Below are 25,623 nucleotides of genomic sequence, written 5' to 3' on the forward strand. Positions count from 1 at the left end.
TATTGGGTTTTTTTATTCCGAAAGTTTCAGGATCGCCTCGGCGATGTCGCCTTTGGCTTCCGTAAGGGCTGCCTTTGCCTCGTCCTCGGAGACTCCCGCCTGCTCTGCAACGAGCTTCACGTCGTCCTCTGGGATTACGGCCTCGGCTTCCTCGAATCTCGGCTCGCCGTTGATCTGGTATGTGGTCATGCCCTGCATCACAGTCGCGACGACCTCCGCGTTGTCGAAGACGTAGTTGCCGGACTTCGTGTATACGACCACACGCTCGACATCCTCGATGGTATCCATCTTCATGCCGAGCTTCTTCATCATCTGTTTCATCTGTTTCGGGTTAACACCTGGAATCATATCTTTTAACTCCCTTTTCTTACCTGTACTGCTACTCCATAATTAAATGCGAGCATTTCCTCCCCGGAAAGGACTGCGTTGCCTATGCCGAGGAAGCCTCCCTGCTCGTCGCAGACCATGACCTCGTCGCCCGCCCTTATTCCGGGGTCGGCGGAGATCACGTGTTTGGACATCGCGTTCTTTCCCGCTACGACGAACTCGGCGACATCGTTTTGGACTGTCACACGGTACGCGGGTGAGGGGAGAATTTCGCAGAGCTTTGCACCTGCCTCTTTTCCGAGCGTGAGACGCCCGTCGCCCGCCCTGACCGTTGCAAGACGGGTCTTTCCGGACATCACGTACCTGATCCTTTTGGTTGAGGATAACCTGAAGGTGCAGTCGTCCGGGAAGAGCTCCTTCCCTGTGCCTCTTCCGAACTGGAAGTCGGCTATCGTCCTGACCCGCTTAAGCGAGCTGCTGTCTGAGGATTCTGTTGACACTTTCTGCAAACCCCTCTTCGGATTCTTTTGGAATATATGCGCCCGCCGCAATCTTATGTCCTCCGCCTGCACCGCCGAGTTTCTCGGAGGCTTCGAGCAGTGCGGCCTGGAGATCGACTCCCGCCTGCACCATCGTCTCGTTGGTCCGCATTGAGACCTTGACGAGTTCGGGGTCGTCGGAGAGATAGCATAATACCATAATCGGGAGCCGCCGGTTGAGCTTCGAGAGCGCCATTCCCGCCCCGATCCCGACGATGGTGTCCGGGAACCTGCTGCCGACGTGGATATACTGGAGGTTGGAATATTCGGTAACGCCCTTGTCGAGGATGTACTCCATCATCTCGCGGATGATCTTCCTATGATGCCTGAGCATGTGCTCGGCCTCCCTGTACTCCTCGCCCCTGTCCCCGCAGCAGACTGCACTTCCGGTGTAGGGCTTGACCCATCGTCCGCATGCGTTCAGCATCGTCGCGTATTCGGACGCGTTCCGGAGCGGCGTGTATTTCCTCTCGTCGGGGAAGATGTAGTGCTCGCCCCTGAGACGTTCGAGAGGTTCGCCTGCGGAATGAAGTTTGAGTGCGAGGCGGCCCATGATGCTCTTCCTCTCGTCCTCGTCCAGATCCTCCCAGACCTTCCACTTGCCGTTGGGCTTATGGAGCTGTATTCCCGCCTCGTATGTCAGCATGTTCTGGGCCTCGCCGGGACGGTTGGATATTCCGGGGATGTGAGGGTCGTCTGCGAAGGAGAGTAGTATATGGAGGGGTCTCGTGGATATCCCGTAGCAGTTGAGGTCGTCCTTTACGATCTCGACGTTGCCGAACTCTGCGCCGTCGTCGGCGATCTTCCGGGCGGGGCCGATTAATCCGCAGTTCTCGCGGGCCATCATATCGCCGACGTTTCCTATGACGGCGAGCTTCGCGAGGTCGATGTTGACGTCGTCGATCTCTCTTGCGACGAGGTATCCTACTCCTGCGGCCGAGAGCTTTTCGTGACCGTAAGGGAGTCCGTTCGCCTGAATATATTGGGTATCGACGTCCTGTGTCACGTGGTGATCGATGATTACGACTTCACGGTCAGAGAGGCCCCGCTCCTCAAGCAGGTTTTGCTGGCCCGCCCCGAGGTCTATGAAGAGCTTGAGGGAGTCGTCGTCCGGCACGTGCTTCATGGTGATCGGCTCGAGCTGCCTGACGAAGACTGACCTGACCTCAATGCCGGCCCTTGCTACGGCCTGCCTCATGATCGCCTCGCTGGTTATCCCGTCGGCGTCGATGTGGGAGATTATCGTTACTTTTTTGGAATCATGTATTATCCCGGCGACTGCGGAGATGTCCTTGTCGAGACTCATCTGTAATATTGTTGGTGCCGCGAGTTTAAAACGAAGGTTATTTTGCCAGATGCGTCTGTCTGTTGAACCACCGTAAAAAGGATTTACTATTCCGGCGCAAGAGTTCTTTAAAGTTGAATAGTGAGGATGGCAGAATGAACGGGGATCTAATCGAATTCGAGGAGACGGGGATAATCAAACCGGGGAGGATGCGGGCCGTGGACCGGAACGCGATGCATCTCGGCGTCGACGGGCTCAGGCTGATGGAGTCGGCGGGTTTTGGCCTTGCGGGAGTGGTCCGGAGGTATTCCCCGGATCTTGTCCTGGTTTTGTGCGGGAGCGGGAACAACGGGGGTGACGGTTTTGTCGCTGCCCGCCACCTCCAGAGGGATTCGGAGGTTCATGTGATCTACCCGGAGGACAGGGTGAAGACTCCCGATGCAATCGCGAACCTGAGACTGCTGGGGCACTGTTCGGTTACGCTTCACCCCGTTTCGTGCCCGGACGACGTGAGCGGCCTTTCAGGCCTTTACGAGAACGCGGATGTAATAATAGATGCGATTCTCGGGACCGGTGCAAGGGGTGATCTCCGGGAGCCGTATGCGTCGATGGCGAAGGCTGTCTCTCTCTCCGGTGCGACTGTGATCTCAGCCGACATCCCGACCCAGGGTATCACTCCGGATGTGGTCTGCGGATTCCACAGGCCGAAGCTCCACGGCTCCGAGCGGATCGACATCGGAATCCCGCTGGAAGCTGAGATCTTCACCGGGCCGGGGGATCTTACTATGATCCCTGCAAAAGATTCGGCAGCTCACAAGGGTGCAGGCGGGCGGGTGCTCGTCATCGGCGGAGGGCCATACCAGGGTGCTCCGTATCTTGCCGGGATGGCTGCTCTCCGTGCCGGTGCCGATATTGTAAGGGTCGCATCGCCGGTCGTTATGCCGTGCCCGGATATAATAGTCGAGGAGCTCGAAGGCCCGTGCATCTCGGAGTCGCACCTTGAGGATATTATAAGATTGATCGAAGATTCGGATGCGGTGGTATGCGGGTGCGGACTGGGAGATAAGAGCCACGATGTGATCGTTAAAGCCGCACCGTTCATGAAGAAAGCCGTGTTCGATGCCGATGCACTTCGAAAACCCCTGCCCGTTCCCGGCGGAATTGGCGAGGCGATATACACCCCGCATGCGGGAGAGTTGGAGAGGATCTCCGGGTACCGGCCGGAAGGGACGTTGTACGACAGGGCGAAAGCGGTCAGCAATATCGCCGGTAATATTGCGAAGCATTCGACAGTTCTTTTGAAGGGCGGGACAGACATTATTACAGACGGCAGCCGTGTCAGGTTCAATCGCACCGGGCATTCGGGAATGACCGTCGGTGGAACGGGCGACGTTCTCGCGGGAGTCTGCGGGGCGCTGCTCTGCAAACTTCCGGCGTTCGAGGCCGCGTGCATAGGGGCGTACATAAACGGCTGTGCAGGGATGGCGGCCGGAGAGGCGGCGGGCGACGGAATGGTCGCGACCGATCTCCTCGAAAGGATTCCATCCGTAATACTTGGAGATATAACAGGAGATATAGAATGACGGAATTTACGCATATAAAGGACGACAAGGCATACATGGTCGACGTGACCGAAAAACCGGATGTGGGAAGGGTGGCGGTCGCCGCCGGAAAGATCTATCTCCGCGAGGAGACGGTGGAGGCAATCCGCAGGGGAGATGTCGTGAAGGGCAATGTCCTTGCGACGGCAAGGGTCGCCGGGATAATGGCTGTGAAGCGGACATCCGATCTTATACCTATGTGCCACCCGCTTCCCGTCGGGGGCGTGAACATCGATTTCAACGAGATCAAGGGCGAGCCCTGCATCGAGGCGATCTGCACTGTAAAGACCTACGGGAAGACCGGGGTCGAGATGGAGGCCCTCACCGGTGTCTCGATCGCACTTCTTACTATATGGGACATGGTCAAGTCCGCCGAGAAGGACGAGGACGGTCAGTATCCGGAGACCGGGATCGAGGACATCCACGTCGTCGAGAAGAGGAAAGGGTGAAGGATTCTTCCCGGACCATATGAAACGGAGTATAAACTCATTTTTAGCATTATAATCTATTTTTTAGGATTTGAGAAAACCTGAAAAATTAAGAATTTTAAGATTATTTATAGATCCGAAGCCTCTTTCGCGAGAAATGCCCCTGCCGGAGTTACCCTTACCCTGACCTCAAGAACATTCTCCACTGCCGAACGTATCCTTTCTTCAATTTTTTCGGATATTTCATATGCTTCCCTTACAGTAATATCCGGATCTGTCTCTATAGTAATATCAACAGAGATAGCGCCTCCAAAACTTCGGATCCGGTGGTCTGAAATGAATAATACTTCCGGCAATTCTTCTGTTATCTTTTCGGTCAAATTCATAACATGCATCGACGGGTTGGCATCGATAAGCTCTTTTGCTGCTCCGAGACATTCACCGACACTGTAGATGAAGAGACCCATCGCCACAAGGAGGGTCAAAATCGTGTGTATCATCAATAATGACGGGGCAACGACCTGAATTAATCCGCTTACTAAAATAATCGCCATACATGCAATATCAGCTTTGATTACTACAGAATCCAGCAGAAGAATCTGACTGTTTAACCTTTTTCCAACACCCCGTATATACCGGTAGAGAAGACACAACAAACCGATTACGATTAAGGAAAATATAACGGTAACAGGTCCGTAATCGGCATTCAGTTCAGGAGATGGGAAAAATAGCGTCTCAAAGAAGAAATAAAGTACATATAATGCAACTGCAAGGGTAAAAACAAACATTGTAAGCGTTTCAATTCGTTGGTACCCGAAATGCATTCGAAAATCTGCTTTGTGCCCGCCTAACAGGATCATGGCAAGCAGCACTGCATCGGGAATTACCCAGACCAGATTTCCAAATCCTTCAATATAAAAGAGTTCATTCTCTGATAAATGCCATAGAATAATCTCCGATATACCAATAAAAACCGTCAGTGACATCGAGAGAATGAATGCTTTTGAAGCGGTGATGGACCTGGGATCAGAGCTACTGAACAAGGCAGGGCGTTTTTTAGTTTTTTGTCTTAAATCCCCTTTAAACATATATTCTGTCCCTTCAGACTAGAGTGGCGAACGTTTCTTTTTGAAATAATATTATACGCAATATGCGTATAATATCGTTTAATATCAAAAATAAACGTTCTGCACTATATTGAGAAAACCAAACATTCTTAGAAGTTTGGTTTTTGACTCTAATTTATTCCTTTTAGATTTTCAGACGTATTTAGTTTAGGTAATTCCCTGCTGAGACTTTTTCTTAAGTGCAATTGATTCTACGAGTTGGTATGTACATTCCTCGGCAATAAGAGCAAAGAAAAAAACCCATGGAACAGCTATAGTTAAAATCAGAAATATAATCCCCACATAGGAGGTAACACGATACAAAAACCAGTGGGTACGGAGATTTCTGATTATTTCCTTAAAACCTGATCTTTTTTTATCTAAATATGGGATTTTCATTTCCTTATCGACCTGGTCGTTTCCAATTTCATCTATTCCGGAACAGAGGAGTATTACAAGAAGTGTCAGGATGGAAACTGAAAGTAATCCCGATACACCAAGGATAACCACGGTTGTAAAAATTATTGCCACAATTAGAGAAAAAGCAAAGTTGTCTATTTTTCCGCATAGAATCACGGAAATTACGATTCCAAGACAAATCCCCGCAGCATATTGATTTAGTGCAATAATTACGCAATATACTATGCCTGTTACAGGTGAAAGGGCTAGTGCAAATTTCCGGTTAAATACTTTATCGTCATAACTTGCATCGATATATTTCAGACTGGCACCAATAAAGCCAAAAAGGATAATAATGGCAATATCCTCACCTAACATAATAATTAGATTGGATTCTTTTTTATTTTATAGATTGCCTGTCAGATTGAAGAGATATTCTGCCTGTAAGGCGAAATATACGATATAATAAAATTCAGGAACAATTGTGCGGACATTGATCCCTGCATCTCCTTAATCAATGAGATTTCATGTTTCATTCAGCCGTCTTCAATTTTTTTAATAAGGTACAGGACGTTCTCGTCTCCTTCTCTATTATAAGATATAGAATCGGAAAACTTCCGTACGAGCATTATTCCAAGTCCGCCGATCTTCCTCTCTTCCGCAGAAAGCCCTGTATCGGGAACCGGTGCGTCTTTTAAGGGATTGAATTCATTGCCGTTGTCCCTGAACTCTATCTCCAGGAGATCATCCTTTAATTCACACCTGAACGAAAAAGACCTGTGAGGGGCTGCATGCCCGATAATATTCTCCGAGACCTCCTCAAGCATTATTTCAGCGCTCATGCGGACTTTGGCAGGCACGGCGAGAGACCTGAGGTATCCGGAAAATGCCTCCGACAAATGCGGCAGTTTTTCCTTCGTCAATGAATCCGTATCATAACAAAATATTTCACTCATTATATCCACCTGCTGCGCCGACAGGCTACAGGCTACCTCTTACAGCCGTGCCTCCGGACGTTATAACACCTTCAGGATTATAAGTGTAATATCGTCAAATTGAGGATTTCCTGCTGAATGAAGGTCTACTGATTCGATTATCAGGTCGGCAATTTCGTCCGGTTTTTTGTGCCTGTTGTTCATAATAATCTCTTTGAGTCTTTCCTCTCCGAACTCTTCCTCCCTGGTGTTAATCGATTCGGTAATGCCGTCGGTAAAGAAGACTATAAGATCGCCGGAGGAGGTGGAGATCTCCCCTGCCCCGTATTTATTGTCCTCCAGCACCCCGAGAGCCATACCTGTGGGGTTGAGGGGCAGAAAATCATTATCCGAAGCTCCAAGATACAGGGGCGGGCAGTGTCCGGCATTTGCATATTCGATCTTTTTAGACGAATGGTTGAGGCGCATGTAAAATAATGTAACAAACATTCCGGCCCCTGATTCGGCCAGGATCAGGTTGTTTGCATCTTCCATCGCCTTTTTTATCGACCTGTTCCAGCCTGCGCTTGCATTCATAAGAGTCTTCGAGAGAACCATGAAAAGTGCGGCAGGCACGCCTTTCCCTGAAACGTCGGCGATAACTATTCCGGTTTCTTCACCGCCGCAATCGATAAAATCATAAAAATCCCCGCCGACCTCCTTTGCAGGTCTGCTTAAGGCAAAGATGCTGAACCCCGGTATCTCGGGGATAGCCCCCGGAAGAAAGTTGGTTTGGATTTCGGAGGCGATCTCCAGTTCCGCCCTGTTCTTTGCAACCTCTTTCTCATATTGATCCCTCTCATTTATCGTTTTCTTCTCTTCGAGAAGATTCCTGAAGAGATATGAAAAGATAAGAATCCCTATGACATTTGCAATTATCATGGGAATCGCCGCAAAACTGACAATTTCAAAGGCAATTTCAGGAGGTTTCACCATAGCGAGAATTATCAGCATCTGGAGTGATTCCATGGCTACCGCAAATACGACGGCGATTTTTACCCCTGCAAAATCTTTTTTCAGCAGAAGATAGACCAGACCGGCAAACAGGCCGCTCAAAACTGCTGCAATACTACACGGGAGGCTGGTTGTACCACCCGTTGCAGATATCAGGGCTGCGCCGATCAGTCCGGCACCGATGCCGACATAGGGGCCGCAGAAAAGCCCTCCTAACATAGGGCCTATGTCCCCGACATTCAGAGGCTCGCCGAGGATGCTGAGACCTCCGAGAGTACCGTAAATCGAGAGAAGACCGAAGAAGACGATAAGGACGGCCTGGTTTTTCCAGGTGTATCTTCTCTTGACGGCATCCGAAAACCAGCGTGAGCGTATAACAAAGATGGAGAAGACTATAATTACGCAGATCAGTTCAAAAAGGTCTATGAAAAAGTCCAGTTCCACGCTCATATGTCAAAGTATTTTATTTTATAAAATCCGAAAGTGCTTCATTCTCCGAGCCATGAATATCAAAAATACTGTTAAATCCGGATACAACGAATACATCCATGACGAAAGGTTTTAATCCGGATAATTTTATGTCTCCTCCTGACAGCCTTACTGTTTTTAATGCAGAAAGCATTACTCTAAGCCCCGAGCTGCTGATATAATCCACTTCATTCATATTGATTATTATCTTCCCAGAACCTGATTTGATGGCTTCTTTCAGATTTTCATCGAGAATACTGGAGTTTTGTGCATCGATCCGGCCTTTGACCATAATAATTTCAGCCGGTTCGGATTTTTTCCGGTTAATCTCCATGATATTCATTTTCTAATTGGAACAGATAATATCTTCCTGTTTTTTCAGTCCGGTATCCGGGACAGGGATCGAGGACATCCACGTCGTCGGGAAGAGGAAAGGGTGAAGGATTTCCCTCTGGTTCCTCTATGGAATGAATACGTGATTCCGGCCGCCGCCCCGAAGGGCGCCCCGCGGCGGCATCAATTAACCTATGGCAAATATTTGAATTAAGAAAGAGTATCGGCCGGTTGTAGATCGTTATCCGGCGGCATTTGGTTTTTTTTCTTCAGTTCATGCCGACTGTTTTAATACCGACAATAACAAAACTGTAAAGAACTGTGGGGATGCGTCCCTCCAGGATCACAAAGGAATGTGGCCGGTTTCAGACCGGCTGAACCTTTCAGGTGAATCAAAAATGGTAAAATCAATGTATGGATACGTCCGCGACGCATGGAAATGTCCGGACGAAACCGAAGTAAAGACACTTCTCTGGAACCGTATGCAGGAATGGCGCCGCGAGGGCAGTGTCGTCCGTATCGAGAGACCTACAAGGATCGACCGTGCAAGAAACCTCGGCTACCGTGCCAAGCAGGGAATCATCGTCTGCCGTGTCAAGGTTCGCCGTGGAGGCCGCAGAAAGCCGCGTTACATCCGCGGACGCAGGACGAACCGCATGGGTATGCGCCGTGCCACAATGGGCAAGAGCATCCAGAGGATCGCTGAAGAGCGTGCGGCACGCAAGTTCGTCAACATGGAAGTTCTCAACTCCTACTGGGTCGGAGAGGACGGAAAGGCGAAATACTACGAGGTCATCCTCGTCGACGGTCACCACCCCGCGATCAAGAGCGACGCACACCTCTCGTGGATGGGCGACAACAAGCACAGGGGCCGTGCAGAGCGCGGACTGACCAGCGCCGGCGTAAGGGGACGCGGTATGCAGAAGAAAGGCAGGGGAACAGAGAAGACCCGCCCGAGCATCCGTTCGAACCAGAACAGAGGAAAGTAATTTCCCAACCTTTTTTCAATAGATTATTGTTATGGCATATTCCGACGCCTGCGTATTTCCGTATCCCTCCGGCGACACGTCAGTCCGCAGATTCGCTCTCGAAGCTAAATACATGGGCTTTGACAGCATCGTATGTGCTGACGGGAACGGAGGAGTTTCCGGTGAGTTTTACGGCGTCCGCGTCTACCGGGCGCTGCATCTCAGGCAGAAGAACCAGAACGATCTCGTGAAGGCGATGAGGAAATGCAGATTTAAGCCCGACATCATCCTCGTCAGTGCAGGCGACGCCACGTTCAACAGGGCTGCCCTTTCCACCGGTGGCGTGGGTATCCTCCGCGGAATTCACGATGCGGGGAGCCGTGCGTTCGACGATGTCTGTGGTAGGAAGGCGGCCGAGAACTCGGTTGCCGTCGATATCGATCTCTCTGCGATTATCTGCCGGAGGGGGAATCCACGCCAGAAGGCTCTCGAATCTTTCGGGGAGATCCTGAAGTTCCAGCGTAAGTTCGGGTTTCCGGTCTCGATCTCCTCGGGCGCCTCGTCTTATATCCACATGAGGTCGGTCGACGAGATCGTCTCCCTTTGCGGGATCTTCGGGATGGAGGAGGACGAAGTGAAAGCAGCGCTCGGATCGGTGGATGCGATAATCAACAGTCCGCCGATAATCGAGGTTCTCGATGAGGCGATCGACGAGGTGATCCCCGAATGAAGCCGTTGCCGCCGACACTCAGGCAGAAGAAGCGCTATGTGCTCTTCAGGATTGTTCCGCACGAGGCAGGACTGGACGGGAAGCAGATGTACTATGCAGTGTATGACGCGATTTCTTCTCTCTATGGTGATTTCGGAGCCGCGGAACTGTCGATGGCTGTCGTTCTCTGCGAGGGCAATTACACCATTGTCCGGTGCAGGAGGGGGAGTGAGAAGATGCTTGTCACGGCGGCATTGACCGTGAACAGGATAAACGGAACCTTCTGCGCCCTTCGTCCTGTGGCAACCTCGGGGACCATCGCGGCGTTGCGGCGGCGAATGCCGGAGTCCCGCCCTCCTCTTCCGGAGAGGCAGGCTGTCTTTTCCGGGATGGAGTACACCGTCCGGCAGCGTTCACAGGAAAAGGTTGATTTATACGGAGATGGAATAAAAAACCAAGAGATTTTGTATTTTACTCAAGATGATATGGAGGATATATAAATGCAGCCAATGAATGCCCAGATGGGCGGATATGACAGGGCTATCACCGTTTTCAGTCCTGACGGAAGGTTATACCAGGTAGAGTACGCCCGCGAGGCGGTGAAGAGGGGGACGACCGCCGTCGGTGTGAAGTGCTCGGACGGAGTCGTCCTCATCGTCGACAAAAGGGTCAGCACGAAACTCCTCGAACAGTCATCTATCGAGAAGATCTTCAAGGTCGACGACCATATCGCCGTCGCATCCTCGGGTCTTGTCGGAGACGCAAGGGCACTCGTCGACAGGGCGAGGGTCGAGTCTCAGGTAAACCGCGTGACATATAACGAGTCTATCGATGTCGAGACCCTCTCCAAGAAGATCTGCGACCACATGCAGACCCTGACGCAGTATGGCGGTGCAAGGCCGTACGGAACCGCACTGCTTATTGCAGGAATCAGCGACGGCGTCCCCCGCCTCTTTGAGACAGATCCGTCCGGGACGCTCCTCGAATACAAGGCGAGCGCAATCGGTACTGGCAGGCCCGCGGTCATGAAGGTCTTCGAGGAAGACTACCAGGAAGATATGAAGATCGTCGAAGCTATCCCGATGGGCTTAAAGGCTCTTCATGCGGCGACCGAGGGCAAGTTCGACGTGAACAATGTCGAGATCGGCGTTATCGGAACCGAGGACGGGGGATTCAGGAGAATGTCCCGCGAAGAGGTCGATAAATACGTTGAAAACTTCAATTTCGATACACCTGAAGAGAAACAGGAAGAGGAGTAACCGAACAGGTGACAGCATATGATTCCACTTGAACAGGCCGTCGTTGCAAGGCTTGAAAGCCATGGCGAGAGGTTCGAGATCCTTGTGGACCCCGATCGTGCGGCGGAGATCCGCCAGGGAGACGATATTGATATTGAAGACGCGGTAGCTGCGCTTTTCGTATTCGAAAACGCCTCAAAGGCCGAAAAGGCTCCCGAAGAATCCCTCAAAAAGGTATTCGGGGAGACGGATTTCGCGAACGTTGCCGTGAGGATCATCAAAAAGGGTGAGATCCACCTTACCGCCGAGCAGCGGAAGAAGATGATCGAGGACAAACGGAAGCAGGTCGTGACCTTCATCTCGAGGAATGCGATCAACCCGCAGACTAAGCTTCCTCATCCTCCTATGCGCATTGAGATGGCGATGGATGAGGCGAGGGTCAACATCGATCCGTTCAAACATGTCGATGAGCTTGTCAAGGAGACGGTGAAGGCGCTCCGCCCTCTCATCCCCATAAAGTTCGCGGAGATGAAGTTCGCGGTGAAGATCCCGGCCGATTATGCCCCAAAGGCTTACGGCGAGATCGCGTCTGCAACGACTATCGAGAGGGAAGAATGGCAGAACGACGGCTCGTGGATCTGCGTGTGCAGGATCCCGGCCGGTATCCAGGAAGAGTTCTATAATATGATAAACAGGCTAACGAAGGGCGACGGAGAGGTAAAGATCCTCAGCCAGGACTAGCCACTATTAATAAGGATGCAGTACAAATATATACAGACCTAAATTTCGGGGTATAACAAATATGGCTAATTCAGGAAAACACAGAGCAAAAGGAAGGACAACAGGAAGCGCAGGAAGGTTTGGTCCCCGTTACGGCCGTTTTATCAGAAAGCGCGTCAACGAAGTCGAAAAACTTTCAAAAGCGAAGCATGTCTGTCCCAACTGCGAGTCGAAAGCTGTCTCCAGGAAGGGTACAGGAATCTGGGAATGCCGCAAGTGCGGATACAAATATGCCGGCGGCGCATACGTCCCGCAGACGCCGAACCTTAAAGTGGCACTCCGTACAATCGAGCGTTCGCTGATTAAGGAATAAACGGAGGCCTGACATAATGGCCGGTTATAAATGTGCAAGGTGTAAACAGAAGGTCGAGATCGATCTTAATGTCCGCTGCCCGTACTGCGGACACAGGATTCTGTTTAAAGAGCGCGGTGCGGGTATCAAAAACGTGAAAGCCCGATAATGGAAGTTACAACTTCTCGAAAACCCGCTCCTTTTTTGAGGACTTTTTCAAAGGATCTGGCGTTCGCCCTCGGCGGTCATTATACTCCGCGGGGTAAGTCGGGTCTTGGCGAGATTACAGGGATAGATTCTGTCGTTCTTGTGGTCTCGAAGCAGAAGCATAGTTATCTTATCGAAATTTTTGAAGAAGGGGAGCCTGTCGAAGGCATCCCTGTCTCTAATTTCCAGGTTGTCGAAAGAGAGGACGAGATCGTCCGCGGTTTCCAGGTCGGAAACCAAACTGTTTATGATAACCTGAAACAATACCTAAATGTTTCAAAGGCAGAGTGCGGGGATTCGACGGCCGTATTCGACGGTGCACAGAGGAGGAGGTATGTCCTCACCCTTAAGAATGCCGTATGAGGCGGTTTTCGAATTCAAAACTCCCATGGCGGTAAGAATTTTCGAGTCCGTCGTCCCGGAGAGCGAGGATATGGGCCGTTCGTTTGCCTCGGTAAAGCTGGAGGGCGAGAACAGGATTTCGCTCTTCGTGCAGGCGGAGGACGTGTCCGCACTCCGGGCTGCACTTAACACGTGGCTCAGGCTGATTAATATTGCAGATGAGATGCAGGAGGTAGTTAATCCATGAATAATATTTCACCGAAAGTTCAGCAGCAGATTTCTATGCTGCAGCAGGTACAGCAGCAGCTCCAGACGATTGTCCAGCAGAAGATGTCATTCGAGATGTCTGTGAAGGAGGCGAAGAAGGCGAACGAGGAGCTTGAGACCCTTAAGGACGATGCAGAGGTTTACGTGTCGGTCGGGGCGGTTATGATGCAGAAGGACAAGGCATCGGTCAAGGCGGAGTTGGAAGAGAAGATCGAGACGCTTGAGCTTCGTATCAAGTCGCTCCAGAAGCAGGAGACTGCGCTGCAGGGCAAGTTCGAGCAGCTCCAGCAGCAGATCCAGATGGCGATGAGCGGCGGAGCTCCGCAGGCAAACTGAATATTCCTTTCTTTTATTGCTCTTTGCTGCTTCATATGGGTAAATAATTTTGGGACAGCAAACAATTACTCGAAAACGCGTCGCATTTTCTCGTCCTCACATGCTTTCGGAGCCCGAAAATGCTTCGTATTTTCTTATCTTCACGTGAGTTCGGAGCCCGGCTTTGCATTTCCTCATCCTCACGTGCGTTCGGATATTACATACCTTACTATACCTTGCCTGGGCGACCCCGGCACTGGCGGCCAGGTCCGCCGGACGGCCCCTGCCCAGGGGCCTTGCCTTAAGATAGCCCTCTCACGCACGCTCAGGGGACCGGCAAGGGTCCCCTAAGCTGTTTTTTGACAAATTCCCCTTCCATGAAAACCGCATCTCGCGGCGAGGTTTTGTCAAAAGTGATGAGACTTGCTTCTATACTCACACAGATTAACGAAGTGCTTTTTTTAATTCCGTTACGTTATGTTCAATCCGGCATTGCCGGTGCAGTGCATTTTCCCGTTTGAGCAGGATTTTTTATGCGCAAGACCCTGATTTTTCATGTCCGGGGTGTTTTTCGCCCTGATTTCAGGGCACAAAAGCGAAATTATTAAAACCTAATTTTCCCAACATTATAGAGCACAGTGTCCCGCCTTAACTCAGACTGGTAGAGTGCGCGGCTGTAGATAGTTTTACCCTCACGAAAGGGGTAACTGCGCGGCTACCGCGATGTCCCCGGTTCGAATCCGGGAGGCGGGATATTTGTTGTTTGCCCAGTTAGTGTAGTGGCCTATCATGCAGCCCTGTCACGGCTGCGACACGGATTCGAATTCCGTACTGGGCGTTTCTTGTTTTTAGATTCTTTAATTGTTTAGCCTAGCCTGTGAGAAGGGCGAGGGATTCTCCCCCTCCTTTCAACCCTCCCCCTGTGGCGATAAGTCGCCGACCGAAGGACTGTCCCCCTTTCGAAACCCAGGGCGATCTTCGGTCACATTTTGTGAAAATTAGTATTTGAAGGATGGGCAAGCATCCCTCCGGCTCCTGATCTTTCTCTTGACCGAAATAATTCTTGAAATTTGGTAATAATCCAAGCAAAAATGTGTTAAGCATATTGACAAAACATTTTGAAAATATTAATCAACTGGTCCTTTCATATTACAGATTATTCCTTAAGGGGGGGTCATGGTTTACTTAAAAAAAATATACATTTTTATCCTGTTGGTCTTTCTGGTTTTGGTGGCGACCGGTGCAGCAACCGATCCCGTAGATAATAATGGAAAACCGATAGCGGAATATCTGTCAGATGCTTTTGAAGCCGAAACAGGTCATTTTTCTGTTCCAGCCAATTTTACATATATGGGTCTGGATGGAGAGTGTTTGTATTATAGGGATTATATTTCAACTGACTACAGAATGGGGGATTATTATATATCTGTCTCCATTCCAGATGATTTTTCAGACCCTGTTTTGGCTGATGGCACTTACTGGGTTGATACATGTAATGCCCGTTGTTCCGAATCTTATGGTTTCGAGATTACTATCTCGTCGATACCCCAGTGCGGGGGAGATTATAACGGGATATATACCTGCTGTCCGAGTGCGGAGATACTTGCGGAATGTCAAAATTCTTCGGACGGTAGCGGATGTTCGGGTTGTACCCGCCCGACTTGCGAAGCCGCGAACGGGGTTTTGGCATGTTGTCCAAGTGAGGAGGGTCTGGATTCATGTATGTTATCATCGTCCGTGTCATGTCCTACCTGCAGTTCGGGCTGTAGTGGCTGTATCTATCCGACGTTAGAAAACTGGCTTAATTATTACAACAGCATCGGTGTCGTGAAGGTTGCCGGTGCAGAATTTGATCCATCCATAGGCAAGACCGTATTCGGGAGATATCTCGGAGATGGTGAAGCAGGCAGTTATCAAAATATTGCCGATGATGTCGGTGCAAACAAGTTCTATATCAATGTAGAGGGATTGTCTGAGGAAGAAATACAGGCACTGAATGATATATTTACAAGGGCTGCAGGAAAAGATGCAGCTGAAAACGGGGGAAGTATTTTTGTCACCGAAAGGCCCCCGGCTGATCGAAACGATGTATTTTGGGAAGGAAAGACTGGGTTTGCCAGAGAAATGAAAATCCTGACGGACGAGTTCAAAGGTGTCGTAACTGAAGAACCCGTTCCAGTAACGGGGCCGAATGGTGTTACAAGATATCTTTATGAAGTGGAGATCCCTACCGCAGCTGAAATTATCAATACAATAATTATGTGTGCTTTGATATGAGTAGAAACAATGAGAAAAACCAGGAGTCAATGCGTATGAACGAAACCGAGAGTATAGGCTTATTTGAGCAGACTCAGCTAGCTGTGCAGCCGCTGGTTGACAGTGGTAATTTCCGGCTGGAGATTCTCGAATATGAATCTCGCCCTCTGGATGTACGTGTTCTTCTGTGTTCAACGGAAATTGATATTATGTTTGCATTTTATACTATGCCGGGTGGAGAGGAAGTACGGTGCGGTTTCAGGGCAAATGCATCCGGGAAAACATTTGGAGCACCTTTCTTTTTTTCAACTTTCGGCATTGATATTCCCATGACTGCTGATGACCTTGCAAAAGAACGGAAAGCATATGAGAAATCCCTTCAGGAATTTGAAAACTTGCATCTTAAGGATATAACATATACAGAATGGTGTATCAGTAATTTTTCCCATAAAAAAAGAAGTCCTCTTGAAGACACCGGGTACATGCAGGAATTATCTCGGTTATCAACCGAAATTGTAAAAAATATGCCGGAAATTCTTGAGTTGCTCTCTCCGGAAAATGTTGAAGGGACATACGAGCGTTATAGAATGGAAGTGAAGAAAGATGATGAAATACGTAGGGAAAACATAAGACTCTTGTCGTTGGCCCGCTCGAAAAAACGGACCGGGAGTACAAACTAATATTCTAGGCAACCCTTGGAGGCCGTTCATGGGAAAAATTGAAGAGATTAAGGAAGCGATAAGCGGGATCTGGAGTTTATCGTCCCGGTATATTGTCACCTATCATGTTTCACAGGATACCGTCGATATTTTATTCAGGGAATTAGCTATTCTCATTCATCAGGAAAATGATAAGACCATTGCGGCTTATCGTATTTTGTCTACTTGGAATCGTAGATATACTTTTATCAAAGGACGGGAAGAGCTCGCACGGGATAAAAAAATGATCATTTTTCCCTGCAAGAACATCTTCCGGCTGCTTGGAATACGTTATTCATACGAGCCAAAAGGGTATCTTGCCGATCTGGGTGAATTATGCCAGCTGATTCAGGATAATTCGTCTCAGCTTATTGAAGCGTTTTCTGAGAAAAATATTGAGAAGACCTATCATGCGTTAATCGCATTGAAAGGCAATAATGATGAGGAAATTCAGAAAACGCTCCAGCAGTATTCTGATTATTCACACCCCCCACCTGATACACTAAGGAGTTCCTCTTTAAATACATGCAATGAACTCTACCCGAGGTAAAAAATATGGATCCAAACGACATTCAGAAAAATTATCAGGTTATCGATGCTGCATCCCACGATTTACTGCAGTTTTTCGGACCGAAGTTCACCAGTCTCCCCAAAGGACATATCGAAACTGATATTTCTGCTGCGGCGAGCCTTGGGGGTCTCATGGTATTAAGGCATCAGTTCCCCGGGATTGGTTCATGGGAAGAAAGAGGGACGGTTGCTTATCAGATGGATGAAGAGCTTAAGGATATGCGGATGTTCATCAACGGGGCATGCGGGAGCCTTAATCTGGATCCGAATCAGTGTTCGTCTGCCATACCCGATGCAAATCAGCCTGTCTACAGTGTCCCTGAAATGACCCATAAAATTGAGAAGGATTTTCTTGCCATCTGCAGGGATCACGATCTGGAAGAAGATTATTATCCTTTTGTGGCTCTCCTTACTGCATTAAAATTGGTAGCCGCTGGAAAGAAGATGTCTCTTCTAGACCAGAAGATCGGGATTGCCCTTACCATTTACTACTATATAGCCGGTGCAAAGACAATTCCGTATCCACAGGAAGATTGAGCAGGAGCCTGAGGCGACTTGAGGTTAGATATGGCGATGATTCAGTTTTCCTGAACTATTATGTGAGAAGGGAGTGGGATTCTCCCCCTCCCTTCAACTCTCCCCCTATGGCGATAGGTCGCCTTCGGGACGGGCGAGCGTTCCTCCGGCTCCAAACAAATTTTTACAAGTGGAAAATATGTGACAATTTTGCCGAATCCTAATTTGGTTTTCTCCCGGCTGAGGCAACCGAAGGGCTTCGCCCTTTCGAAACCTACGGGCGACCTTCGGTCACCGGTTCATTTCATGAAATGTTTTTTTTCTAAGGGTAGCGTCCGGACCGGGTTATCGCGATTGCGCAAATTCGCGTAGCGAATTTAAGCACTGGGCTGCCCCAGAGGGGCTTATGCCCGAACAATGACCAAAAAATCAGGAATTGTTGTAAACTCACGCTTTAATTATCTCCGCGGTGCATAATTATCCCAACGGTGTGAATAGTGGCGTGCGGAAAAAGAATATACAAACATCTCTTCGGTCCCGTTCCTTCGAGGAGGCTCGGGATCTCTCTCGGGATCGATCTCATACCTCATAAGACGTGCAGCTACAACTGCATATACTGCGAGTGCGGGAAGACGACGAATCTTACCTCTGAACGCCGCGAATATGTCCCGACTGCGGAGGTTATCGAAGAGCTGGATTCATACCTTTCGGAATCGCCGCGGCTGGATTATATTACATATTCCGGTTCAGGCGAGCCGACGCTTCACAGTGGCATCGAAAAGATCACCCGTTTTATCAAGGATAATTATCCGGGCTACAGGGTTGCGTTGCTTACGAACGGAAGCCTCTTTTTTGATAAAGGGGTCCGTGATGAGATGAAGGATATCGATGTGATTATTCCTTCGCTGGACGCCGCAACGGATATAGGGTTCATGAAGATAGATCGTCCGTGCAGTTCGCTGAAGGTCGAAGAGATCATATCGGGTCTCGTGGAGCTGAAGAAGGAGTTTTCGGGCGAATTTTGGCTTGAGATCTTCGTTGTTCCTGGACTGAACGATACGGAGGAGGAGCTCGCTGCATTATCGAAAGCGGTGCACAGGATTGCGCCTGACAGGGTTCAGCTGAATACCCTCGACCGTCCGGGTGTCGTCGACTGGATCAGGGCGGCGACTCAAGAGGAACTGGAGAAGTTCGCTGAAGGTCTTGGTTATGAGAGGACGGAGATCACCGGGAGACCGTCGTCGAGATCGGGAGTAGAGAGCTTCTCCGGCGATGCGATGGAGTGCATTATTCAGACGATCTCACGCCGTCCCTGCACTGTGGAGGATCTCTCGTCCATTCTCGGGATGCACCCGAACGAGATCAATAAATATATCCAGCTTTTGATTGAGGAAGGACGGGTTGCGGAGAAGAGGGAGGAGAGAGGGATCTTTTTCGTTAGTGTTGAGTGACGGAGTGGTCTTTTTATTTTGAGAAGGGAGTGGGATTCTCCCCCTCCCTTCAACCTTCCCCCTGTGGCGATAGTCACCGACCGAAGGGCTACCGCCCTTTCGAAACCCAGGGCGACATCCGGTCACCAGTTGTGAAAATTAGTATTTGAAGGATGGGCAAGCATCCCTCCGGCTCCGGTTCAACAACTTATTTTTGTCTTCCCGGCCGAGGCTACCCGGATGGGTAGCGTCCAGGCCGGGTTATCGCCATTGCGAAAGTTTGCGCAGCAAACTAAGCACTGGGTTGCCCCGTAGGGGCTTATGCCCATCCACGAATCTCTGAAGAGTCTTAATAAAAAAAAGAGAACTCAAATTTTATTTTTTGTCTTTTTCCATGTATTCCCTGATCTTCTTCTCTTCCCATTCGTCACCCATTATTTTGGAGTGCCCGAAGACACGCCATGCATGTCCCAGGACAGCCAGTCCCCAGAAGAAGGTCACCCAAAGGAACCAGTAGTAGCCGGAGTACGTCAGGAGGTTGATTGAAATGAGCATGAGATTGACGCATATGTATGCGGCGAGATGAGAGTAGAATCCTCTCAGTTCCGCTACTTTCTCCTTCGCCTTCCGGTATGATTCGTCATCAGTCATTTTTCCACGACAAAGAATCGGAGGAAGAGAATATAATACATTATGCTGCGTTCCGGGAGGACTTCTCATGCAATATTGCAGATTCCTGCTGCTGCCAAATAAAACCCTTAAATAACCAAAAAGATCAATATGTTATGCTGATTACAGCACGCTTTGCCCAGTTAGTGTAGTGGCCTATCATGCAGCCCTGTCACGGCTGCGACACGGATTCGAATTCCGTACTGGGCGTTTTTGTTTTCTTTTTTGTTAATTCATAAAATCAAATAGAAAAATTCATCGATCATAGAATCGTATCGCGATACAATGGCAAAGAATACAGGAAGCGGTTCGAGGAAAGGCGCTGTCAGGGACAGGTCGCAGGTTAAGAACCCGAAAACCGGATTGTATACGAAAAGAGGTTCTGATGGGAAATTCACGGATGTCAAAACAACCGGTGGGAAATTTAAAGGCGTAAGGAAAGAGTGATCGTTGTCTGAGATGGAACGGAATTTTCCAGTTCTTTTGTTTTTTATAATCTGATTTATTCGAAATTTTAGAATTCATTTGAAGGCTGCCCGGAAGGGCAGCACTATCTTCAGCGCGAAGCCCTGAGGTCAGGGCGTGTTCGCGAAGCGAACTGCGCAAGGGTTGCCTTAGGATGGGATTTTTTCATTTTGAGAAGGGCGAGGGATTCTCCCCCTCCCTTCAACCCTCCCCCTGTGGCGATAGGTCGCCGTCGGGATGGACAAGCATCCCTCCGGCTCCAAGAAATATTATTAATCCGAAATTAATTTGAAAAATATCAGTGTGTTTTGATTTTATTCTCCTCCCGGTCGAGGCTACCCGAATGGGTAGCGTCCAGGCCGGGCTATCACGAGATCGCAAGTTTCGCAGAAACTTGCGTCGGGCTGGCCCGCAGGGGCTCATGCCCTATTAAGTTAAAAAAATTCTCTTAAAGCACTCCTGCAAAATTTATAATCGCTGAAAATGAATCTGTTCTTAAAGGACATTGTTATCAGGTAAAGGAAGTGAAGCGGTGGATAAAAGCGAGGTGATCCTGGATAAAGAGATCTTTGAAGTGTTGTCATCCGACAAAAGGATCGATATACTCAAGTCTCTGAACACAAGACGGAAGACGAATTCGGAGCTTGCAAGAGAATTTTCTTTGCAGGAATCCACAATGCATCACCACCTGATGAAGCTGGAGGAAACAGGGCTGATACAACCTGTCGATTCAAAGAACAAATGGATCTATTACGAACTCACGGCGAAAGGGGATGCTATATTAAATCCTGATAAGGATACCCGGTTTACGATTCTTATCTCATCTTTACTCACTTATATTGCAGCGTTTGCCGCGTTCTTTACATATATCTCAATTCCAAAATTATGTTCAAAGCCCTTCGACCAGGGCATATTGGAGAGCCTGATGAGGCATCTGGCGACCAGCCCTTTTCTTTCTCTTTTCGTGATCTGCCTTATCATTGCAATTGCCCAGACGATTGTATTGGTATTCTATTTTCTCAAAAAGAAGAATTACATTTAAAATTTATGATTATATTAGCTTTTCATCGAATCTTTTTGATTGTTTTATATTAGCCAGTCCCGTACCTGGTATTTACAGGAAGCGTATTTTATGGAGATCGAAAACTGGTTCCGGCACAGGGAAAGGATATTATGAGTAAAATATCCTGTCTGAATTTGTTGATTGTATTCTTTCTGGTTTTGTGCCTGTCCGGGGCGGCTTCCGGGTATGAACTGAGAAATAAATCATATCAGATTGTGTCGGAGGACTATACCGAATACCTCATTGCCGCCTATGGAAACGTTCCGGTATACGATCAAAACGGTGAGGTCGTCGACACCGGTATAATCAAAGATCTGCCCGACAAAAGAGCGCTGAATGACTGGTATGGTGATATCGATCTGATTGTTGAAGATACACATCCGGATATGGAGGCGTACTACTATCCCGAAGGACCTGTTCTCTCTTACGGTTATGATCGCCTGGGAACTGTCCGTGTAGGAATCGATGAGGAAACGGATATCGACCGGGAAACGACGGACAAAATCTACCGGGTTATAAGTTCAAAGGCGTCCGAATCGGGTATTGATGATGTCCCGGTCATTTTCGTATCCGAGCCGATTCCTGATATAGGGATGCCCTATAAACCTGAATGGGTCTGGGTCATCCTGGGAGTGAAAAACACGGTTCGTGACCTTTTCGGGACGAACATTTTTGCCGCGGCATAAATCTGACCTTCTTCATTTTTGTCTACCACCAGCCTCCGGAATAAACCCTCTCGGTCAGCTCCGGACCCTCAGCCTCCGGGGAATTCACCTTCGAACCGACGGCGTAGACCTCCGTCTCTTCTGCAGGGTATGGCCTGAGCATAGCGAGATAGTCGTCCTGTGAAAGTCCGGGGGAGAGCCATCTCCTGCAATCCTTCCCAGACAAGATCGCCGGCATCCTGTCGTGAACCTGCTTTACCTCGGCGTTTGCCCCCGCCGTTATGATGCAGCAGGAGTTCCTCCCGTCGCCCTCCGGTGCGGTCCATGTATCGTAGATTCCCGCGAATGCGATCAGCGGCCGGTCGAAATGGATGTAGTAGGGAACCTTCCTCGTGCCTTCGTGTCTCCACTCGTAGAATCCGTTCGCAGGAATGAGGCATCTGTGTTCCCGGAAGTTGTCCCTGAAGGCCGGTTTTTCGGTGAGCGAATCGGAGCGGGCGTTGATGAGCCATGCTCCCGATTCGTCGTTCTTCTTCCAGAATGGGACAAGGCCCCATTTAGCGAAGACGACTTCAGGGTTTTCGTTTCCGTCCTGGCAGACGACCGGGATGCTTCTTCCCGGCGAGATGTTGTAGGAAAGAGGAAGGATCGGAAGCGGGTTGAAATTTCTGTGTACGTCCTCGAACCCTTCCGCATTGAAGAAAGCGAACCTCCCGCACATGACCTTATCTCTTATTCCTTCCGGGAAATACCTTTTCTTAATCGACGAGAAAACGAACCCGATCTCCCTTTTCCTGATTATGATCCAAACCCCAGAATAACAAAAACAACAATATTGAACTGAAGATCACTGGAAAAAAAACGAAACTACCCAGACAGGTCGTGAGGAACTTTACGGTGAATTAATTTTGGGGGGCAAAATTACGAAAATAAGAGGGAGTTCTGCAACATTTAGTTGAGCAGAAATCTCCATTTATTTTTTCACAGTTCAGACCCTCACAACTCCTGCCTTTGGGTCATATTACTCACAAAAGATAAAAAAATTATCCCTGGCACAGACCGCAGCCGGGATTAATTCCAGAACCTGTGAGTTTTGATATAATTTCTCTCTGCTTTAAGGATTTCAAGATAAAACTGGTCGCCGTTTGCAAACGTCCCGATAATTCTTGAAGCAGTGTCGGGCCCCACGCCCCTTGCAGCAAAAGCGCGGACGGCTTTCTTCCCGCTTGAAAGAACTATGTTTGCGTTCCGGAGCATCTTAACCTCGACAGCCCGGTCCTCAGCGGACTTATCTTTCCTCCGGACGGTATCGATCATGTGCTCCTCGTACGGCTTAAGCGCGGCGATCAGCCTTGCGCCGCATACCGGGCATACAATATCATCGTCGGGAACTCTCGAAACCACCGTCTTGCTCTTCCACTTCCGGCAGTTCATGCAGAAGAGAATAATATTATCGTTCTCGATCCTCCTTTTGACGGCATTGATTACGGCCTTGTCTGTGGCAGGAGGAGGGATCATGTCCCTTGATGAAGTGAGCCCCTCGCGGCCTAGTGCGGAGAGCGGAGCGATCTGGATATCGATATCCCCGGCCACTAACCTCTTTACGATAAGTTCCGCACACGCCACGTCCATGTAATCGGAGAAGAGCTCCCTGAACGCCTCCTCCTGTATCGCGGTCCCTTCGAAGAGATCGATCAGTTTGTGCATACTGAACTTCTCGTAGTCCGCATCCGCATCGATCGCACCGAATTTCTTGGCGATCTGAACCACCTTCCACCTGAATATGGCAGTTCTCTTGAGGGCGATCTCGAGAAGTCCGCGGATGTGATCCGGATCGATCGAGTTTATCGTTTCAAGAACATCTACCGCACCGATCTCCCTCGGGAGCCTCAGCAGTATCCTGTATGCACCGATCTCGACCCCTACCGTCGTCCCGAATCTTGCGCTGAGAAGGATGGAGATCAACCGCCCGAGGGCTTCGTTCGCCTTGTGCCCGCCGCAGAGATTCATCACGACACCTTCGTCGTAGTGCTCGATCGTCATCAGCCGGTCGGATGCCACCGGTGACCTGGCGTGATCCATTCCGTCAAGGAACTGAAGGATGAAATTCTCCGAAACCTTGTCGGCATCGTACTTGCCGAGCTTCCTCTTCCGGCGGATGCTGCCGCTCTCCTGCGCAACGGCATAGGGAACAGGAATCTGCTCGCCTTCCCACGACGGCAGTTCGCCCCTCATCTTCACCGCGGGTTCGACCTTCACCATCCCGTCCTCGATCGCGAGAACCTGCCACAACTGGCCCTTGGTGACGAACACCGCACCTGTATGAATCCAGCTTATGACAAACGACTCGTCCAGCGTCCCCACGGTCCGGCGGGTCAGGATATCGAAGATCTTCACCTTCTTCTCGTCATGGATCATCGAGAGGTTGGAGTACATGTACTTCCTGCACCGTCCGGTGCGTATGACCGTACCCGCATCGCGGCGGATCATCCTGTGATATTCGAGCTGCGAAAGCACCCTGTCGAGAAGCGGTTCGAAACCATTGAATACCGCAGTCTTGCCAAGAATTTTCACGATCCTCTCTTCGGGGATCTCACCATATTCAAGCGCCATCGCAGATACCTGGTTCGCAATAACGTCGGCGGCATTCTCCGGGATCACCACGTCTTCGCACTCGTTCGATGTCGCCTTCTTCGCAATCACGAGCGACTCGACGAGATCGTCAAAGCTGGTTGCGAGGATAGTCCCCCTTGATACAGTATCCAGCCTGTGCCCCGCCCGCCCGACACGCTGGAGGAGACGCGAGACCTCACGCGGAGAGCCGAACTGGAGGACGTGCCCGATGTGGCCGATGTCGAGCCCGAGCTCCATCGAGGATGTGCAGATCAACGCCTTGATCTTCCGGTTCTTGAACTTCTCCTCGGCCTCGATCCTCACCTCCCTCGAAAGCGAGCCGTGGTGCACCTCGACATCCCCACGATCGAAGAGCTGCTGGCCGAGCGCCTCCGCAGTGGTGCGGGTGTTGACGAAGATCAACACGGATTCGTTCCTGTCGATAAGTTTCGATACGAACTTCGCCTGTGAAGAAAACTCGCCTCCCGCGTACTTCACGTCGATGGAAAGTCTGGGTGCGGAAGGAATGTTGACGAGATGATATGGCCGCTCCCCGCAGAGGAAACGGGCGACATCTTCGGGATTTCCGACAGTCGCAGAGAGGGCGATCCTCTGGAACTCCCCTGCCTGCTCGACGATCCGCTCGAGGGCCACCGAGAGCTGGACTCCCCTTTTGCTTCCGGCAAGTTCATGAATCTCGTCGATAACGACATACCTGACGCTCTTCAGGTGCTCCCTCAGGTTCTTCCCCATGAAGAGTGCCTGCACTGTCTCGGGTGTAGTTATCAGGAGGTCGGGCGGATTTCGCGACTGGCGTGCCCTCTCCGCCTGCGTCGTATCGCCGTGCCGGACACCCACCGTCAGGCCGAGCTCCCCGCACCACCATTTGAGCCTCGAGAGGATATCGCGGTTCAGCGACCGGAGCGGAGTGATATAAAGTGCACGGAACCCTCTTCCCCTGTTCTCATCCCTGAGGAGCTTGTGGAATACCGGAAGCATCGCACTCTCGGTCTTTCCCGTCCCCGTCGGTGCGATGCAGAGCGTATGGTGCCCCTGCATGATCGGCGGTATCGCCTCCTCCTGTGTATCGGAGAGTTCGTCGAAGCTCCTTTTGTCGAGAAGCTTCCGGATCTCCGCATCAAGCAT

Annotated in this window: 31 protein-coding genes and 3 tRNA genes; 23 read left to right on the top strand and 11 right to left on the bottom strand. The window is 50.0% G+C overall.

All coding sequences use genetic code 11. The features are described 5' to 3' along the window. Nucleotides 1–12: 12 nt before the first annotated feature. From MPET_RS04825 to MPET_RS04835, 3 genes are read right to left on the bottom strand one after another with little or no spacing between them, the layout of a single operon-like run. The gene (locus tag MPET_RS04825) at nt 13–348 is read right to left on the bottom strand and encodes a nascent polypeptide-associated complex protein (RefSeq protein WP_013328890.1); all 336 of its coding nucleotides are present in this window, start codon (nt 346–348) and stop codon (nt 13–15) included. A gap of 5 nt (nt 349–353) precedes the next feature. After that, on the bottom strand, nt 354–827 hold the full coding sequence (locus tag MPET_RS04830) for a PUA domain-containing protein (RefSeq protein WP_013328891.1): 474 nt from the start codon (nt 825–827) through the stop codon (nt 354–356). Further along, nucleotides 793–2,172, bottom strand: coding sequence for a single-stranded-DNA-specific exonuclease RecJ (locus tag MPET_RS04835; protein ID WP_013328892.1), 1,380 nt, complete (start codon nt 2,170–2,172; stop codon nt 793–795). The genes MPET_RS04830 and MPET_RS04835 overlap by 35 nt, the downstream gene beginning before the upstream one ends. A gap of 134 nt (nt 2,173–2,306) precedes the next feature. Between MPET_RS04835 and MPET_RS04840 the strand changes: the two genes are divergently transcribed. Together MPET_RS04840 and moaC are read left to right on the top strand one after the other, a co-directional pair. Beyond that, on the top strand, nt 2,307–3,734 hold the full coding sequence (locus tag MPET_RS04840; protein ID WP_013328893.1) for a bifunctional ADP-dependent NAD(P)H-hydrate dehydratase/NAD(P)H-hydrate epimerase: 1,428 nt from the start codon (nt 2,307–2,309) through the stop codon (nt 3,732–3,734). Next, nucleotides 3,731–4,201, top strand: a complete 471-nt coding sequence (gene moaC / locus MPET_RS04845) for a cyclic pyranopterin monophosphate synthase MoaC (protein WP_013328894.1) — start codon at nt 3,731–3,733, stop codon at nt 4,199–4,201. Before MPET_RS04840 ends, moaC begins: the two co-directional genes overlap by 4 nt. Nucleotides 4,202–4,308: 107 nt before the next feature. Here the strand turns inward: moaC and MPET_RS04850 are convergent, their stop codons facing one another. The 5 genes from MPET_RS04850 to MPET_RS04870 all read right to left on the bottom strand — a co-directional run bounded on the left by MPET_RS04850 (nt 4,309) and on the right by MPET_RS04870 (nt 8,415). Continuing rightward, nucleotides 4,309–5,268, bottom strand: coding sequence for a cation diffusion facilitator family transporter (locus tag MPET_RS04850; RefSeq protein WP_013328895.1), 960 nt, complete (start codon nt 5,266–5,268; stop codon nt 4,309–4,311). A 186-nt stretch (nt 5,269–5,454) separates the two neighbouring features. Beyond that, nucleotides 5,455–6,063 carry a hypothetical protein gene (locus MPET_RS04855; RefSeq protein ID WP_013328896.1) on the bottom strand — a complete coding sequence of 203 codons (609 nt, stop codon included), beginning with the start codon at nt 6,061–6,063 and terminating at the stop codon, nt 5,455–5,457. 158 nt (nt 6,064–6,221) lie between these two features. After that, complete coding sequence (locus tag MPET_RS04860) at nt 6,222–6,641, bottom strand: ATP-binding protein (RefSeq protein WP_013328897.1); 420 nt, start codon at nt 6,639–6,641, stop codon at nt 6,222–6,224. Nucleotides 6,642–6,701: 60 nt separating this feature from the next. Beyond that, complete coding sequence (locus MPET_RS04865; protein WP_013328898.1) at nt 6,702–8,063, bottom strand: PP2C family protein-serine/threonine phosphatase; 1,362 nt, start codon at nt 8,061–8,063, stop codon at nt 6,702–6,704. A gap of 13 nt (nt 8,064–8,076) precedes the next feature. Further along, complete coding sequence (locus MPET_RS04870; protein ID WP_225353850.1) at nt 8,077–8,415, bottom strand: STAS domain-containing protein; 339 nt, start codon at nt 8,413–8,415, stop codon at nt 8,077–8,079. 397 nt (nt 8,416–8,812) lie between these two features. Here MPET_RS04870 and MPET_RS04875 point away from each other — a divergent pair, with 397 nt between their 5' ends. The 17 genes from MPET_RS04875 to MPET_RS04965 all read left to right on the top strand — a co-directional run bounded on the left by MPET_RS04875 (nt 8,813) and on the right by MPET_RS04965 (nt 19,023). Next, nucleotides 8,813–9,403, top strand: coding sequence for a 50S ribosomal protein L15e (locus tag MPET_RS04875; RefSeq protein ID WP_048130990.1), 591 nt, complete (start codon nt 8,813–8,815; stop codon nt 9,401–9,403). Nucleotides 9,404–9,434: 31 nt separating this feature from the next. After that, nucleotides 9,435–10,112, top strand: coding sequence for an RNase P subunit p30 family protein (locus MPET_RS04880; RefSeq protein WP_013328901.1), 678 nt, complete (start codon nt 9,435–9,437; stop codon nt 10,110–10,112). Beyond that, nucleotides 10,109–10,591 (top strand): Rpp14/Pop5 family protein, encoded by a 483-nt coding sequence (locus tag MPET_RS04885; RefSeq protein WP_013328902.1) that lies wholly within the window; start codon nt 10,109–10,111, stop codon nt 10,589–10,591. Before MPET_RS04880 ends, MPET_RS04885 begins: the two co-directional genes overlap by 4 nt. Continuing rightward, on the top strand, nt 10,592–11,350 hold the full coding sequence (psmA, locus tag MPET_RS04890; RefSeq protein WP_013328903.1) for an archaeal proteasome endopeptidase complex subunit alpha: 759 nt from the start codon (nt 10,592–10,594) through the stop codon (nt 11,348–11,350). A gap of 18 nt (nt 11,351–11,368) precedes the next feature. After that, nucleotides 11,369–12,070 carry a ribosome assembly factor SBDS gene (locus MPET_RS04895; RefSeq protein ID WP_013328904.1) on the top strand — a complete coding sequence of 234 codons (702 nt, stop codon included), beginning with the start codon at nt 11,369–11,371 and terminating at the stop codon, nt 12,068–12,070. Between the two features lie 61 nt (nt 12,071–12,131). Next, on the top strand, nt 12,132–12,422 hold the full coding sequence (locus tag MPET_RS04900; RefSeq protein WP_013328905.1) for a 50S ribosomal protein L37ae: 291 nt from the start codon (nt 12,132–12,134) through the stop codon (nt 12,420–12,422). 16 nt (nt 12,423–12,438) lie between these two features. Beyond that, nucleotides 12,439–12,570, top strand: a complete 132-nt coding sequence (locus tag MPET_RS04905) for a DNA-directed RNA polymerase subunit P (protein ID WP_013328906.1) — start codon at nt 12,439–12,441, stop codon at nt 12,568–12,570. Next, nucleotides 12,570–12,971 (top strand): hypothetical protein, encoded by a 402-nt coding sequence (locus MPET_RS04910; protein WP_013328907.1) that lies wholly within the window; start codon nt 12,570–12,572, stop codon nt 12,969–12,971. Before MPET_RS04905 ends, MPET_RS04910 begins: the two co-directional genes overlap by 1 nt. After that, on the top strand, nt 12,943–13,197 hold the full coding sequence (locus MPET_RS04915) for a KEOPS complex subunit Pcc1 (RefSeq protein WP_013328908.1): 255 nt from the start codon (nt 12,943–12,945) through the stop codon (nt 13,195–13,197). Before MPET_RS04910 ends, MPET_RS04915 begins: the two co-directional genes overlap by 29 nt. Then, the gene (locus tag MPET_RS04920; protein ID WP_013328909.1) at nt 13,194–13,553 is read left to right on the top strand and encodes a prefoldin subunit beta; all 360 of its coding nucleotides are present in this window, start codon (nt 13,194–13,196) and stop codon (nt 13,551–13,553) included. The genes MPET_RS04915 and MPET_RS04920 overlap by 4 nt, the downstream gene beginning before the upstream one ends. A gap of 621 nt (nt 13,554–14,174) precedes the next feature. Further along, nucleotides 14,175–14,285: transfer RNA gene (locus MPET_RS04925), tRNA-Tyr, on the top strand. A gap of 12 nt (nt 14,286–14,297) precedes the next feature. Further along, nucleotides 14,298–14,370, top strand: a tRNA-Asp gene (locus tag MPET_RS04930). A 338-nt stretch (nt 14,371–14,708) separates the two neighbouring features. After that, nucleotides 14,709–15,809, top strand: a complete 1,101-nt coding sequence (locus tag MPET_RS15115) for a hypothetical protein (protein ID WP_013328910.1) — start codon at nt 14,709–14,711, stop codon at nt 15,807–15,809. A gap of 35 nt (nt 15,810–15,844) precedes the next feature. After that, nucleotides 15,845–16,468 (top strand): hypothetical protein, encoded by a 624-nt coding sequence (locus MPET_RS04950; RefSeq protein ID WP_013328911.1) that lies wholly within the window; start codon nt 15,845–15,847, stop codon nt 16,466–16,468. A 28-nt stretch (nt 16,469–16,496) separates the two neighbouring features. Continuing rightward, nucleotides 16,497–17,036, top strand: coding sequence for a hypothetical protein (locus MPET_RS04955; protein ID WP_013328912.1), 540 nt, complete (start codon nt 16,497–16,499; stop codon nt 17,034–17,036). 5 nt (nt 17,037–17,041) lie between these two features. After that, the gene (locus tag MPET_RS04960; protein ID WP_013328913.1) at nt 17,042–17,593 is read left to right on the top strand and encodes a hypothetical protein; all 552 of its coding nucleotides are present in this window, start codon (nt 17,042–17,044) and stop codon (nt 17,591–17,593) included. Nucleotides 17,594–18,069: 476 nt separating this feature from the next. Then, on the top strand, nt 18,070–19,023 hold the full coding sequence (locus MPET_RS04965) for a radical SAM protein (protein ID WP_013328914.1): 954 nt from the start codon (nt 18,070–18,072) through the stop codon (nt 19,021–19,023). Nucleotides 19,024–19,377: 354 nt separating this feature from the next. Here the strand turns inward: MPET_RS04965 and MPET_RS04970 are convergent, their stop codons facing one another. Beyond that, the gene (locus MPET_RS04970; protein WP_013328915.1) at nt 19,378–19,653 is read right to left on the bottom strand and encodes a 2TM domain-containing protein; all 276 of its coding nucleotides are present in this window, start codon (nt 19,651–19,653) and stop codon (nt 19,378–19,380) included. A 155-nt stretch (nt 19,654–19,808) separates the two neighbouring features. Here MPET_RS04970 and MPET_RS04975 point away from each other — a divergent pair. From MPET_RS04975 to MPET_RS04985, 4 genes are all read left to right on the top strand, one after another. Next, nucleotides 19,809–19,881, top strand: a tRNA-Asp gene (locus tag MPET_RS04975). Nucleotides 19,882–19,956: 75 nt separating this feature from the next. Further along, nucleotides 19,957–20,118, top strand: a complete 162-nt coding sequence (locus tag MPET_RS15290; RefSeq protein ID WP_013328916.1) for a hypothetical protein — start codon at nt 19,957–19,959, stop codon at nt 20,116–20,118. A gap of 550 nt (nt 20,119–20,668) precedes the next feature. Then, on the top strand, nt 20,669–21,178 hold the full coding sequence (locus MPET_RS04980; RefSeq protein WP_048130660.1) for an ArsR/SmtB family transcription factor: 510 nt from the start codon (nt 20,669–20,671) through the stop codon (nt 21,176–21,178). Between the two features lie 131 nt (nt 21,179–21,309). Further along, nucleotides 21,310–21,885, top strand: coding sequence for a hypothetical protein (locus MPET_RS04985; RefSeq protein ID WP_013328918.1), 576 nt, complete (start codon nt 21,310–21,312; stop codon nt 21,883–21,885). Between the two features lie 22 nt (nt 21,886–21,907). Here the strand turns inward: MPET_RS04985 and MPET_RS04990 are convergent, their stop codons facing one another. After that, nucleotides 21,908–22,585 carry an SOS response-associated peptidase gene (locus MPET_RS04990; RefSeq protein WP_013328919.1) on the bottom strand — a complete coding sequence of 226 codons (678 nt, stop codon included), beginning with the start codon at nt 22,583–22,585 and terminating at the stop codon, nt 21,908–21,910. A 350-nt stretch (nt 22,586–22,935) separates the two neighbouring features. Beyond that, nucleotides 22,936–25,623 (bottom strand): DEAD/DEAH box helicase, encoded by a 2,688-nt coding sequence (locus tag MPET_RS04995; RefSeq protein WP_013328920.1) that lies wholly within the window; start codon nt 25,621–25,623, stop codon nt 22,936–22,938.

It is taken from the genome of Methanolacinia petrolearia DSM 11571 (assembly GCF_000147875.1).
GTDB classification, from domain to species: Archaea; Halobacteriota; Methanomicrobia; order Methanomicrobiales; family Methanomicrobiaceae; genus Methanolacinia; species Methanolacinia petrolearia.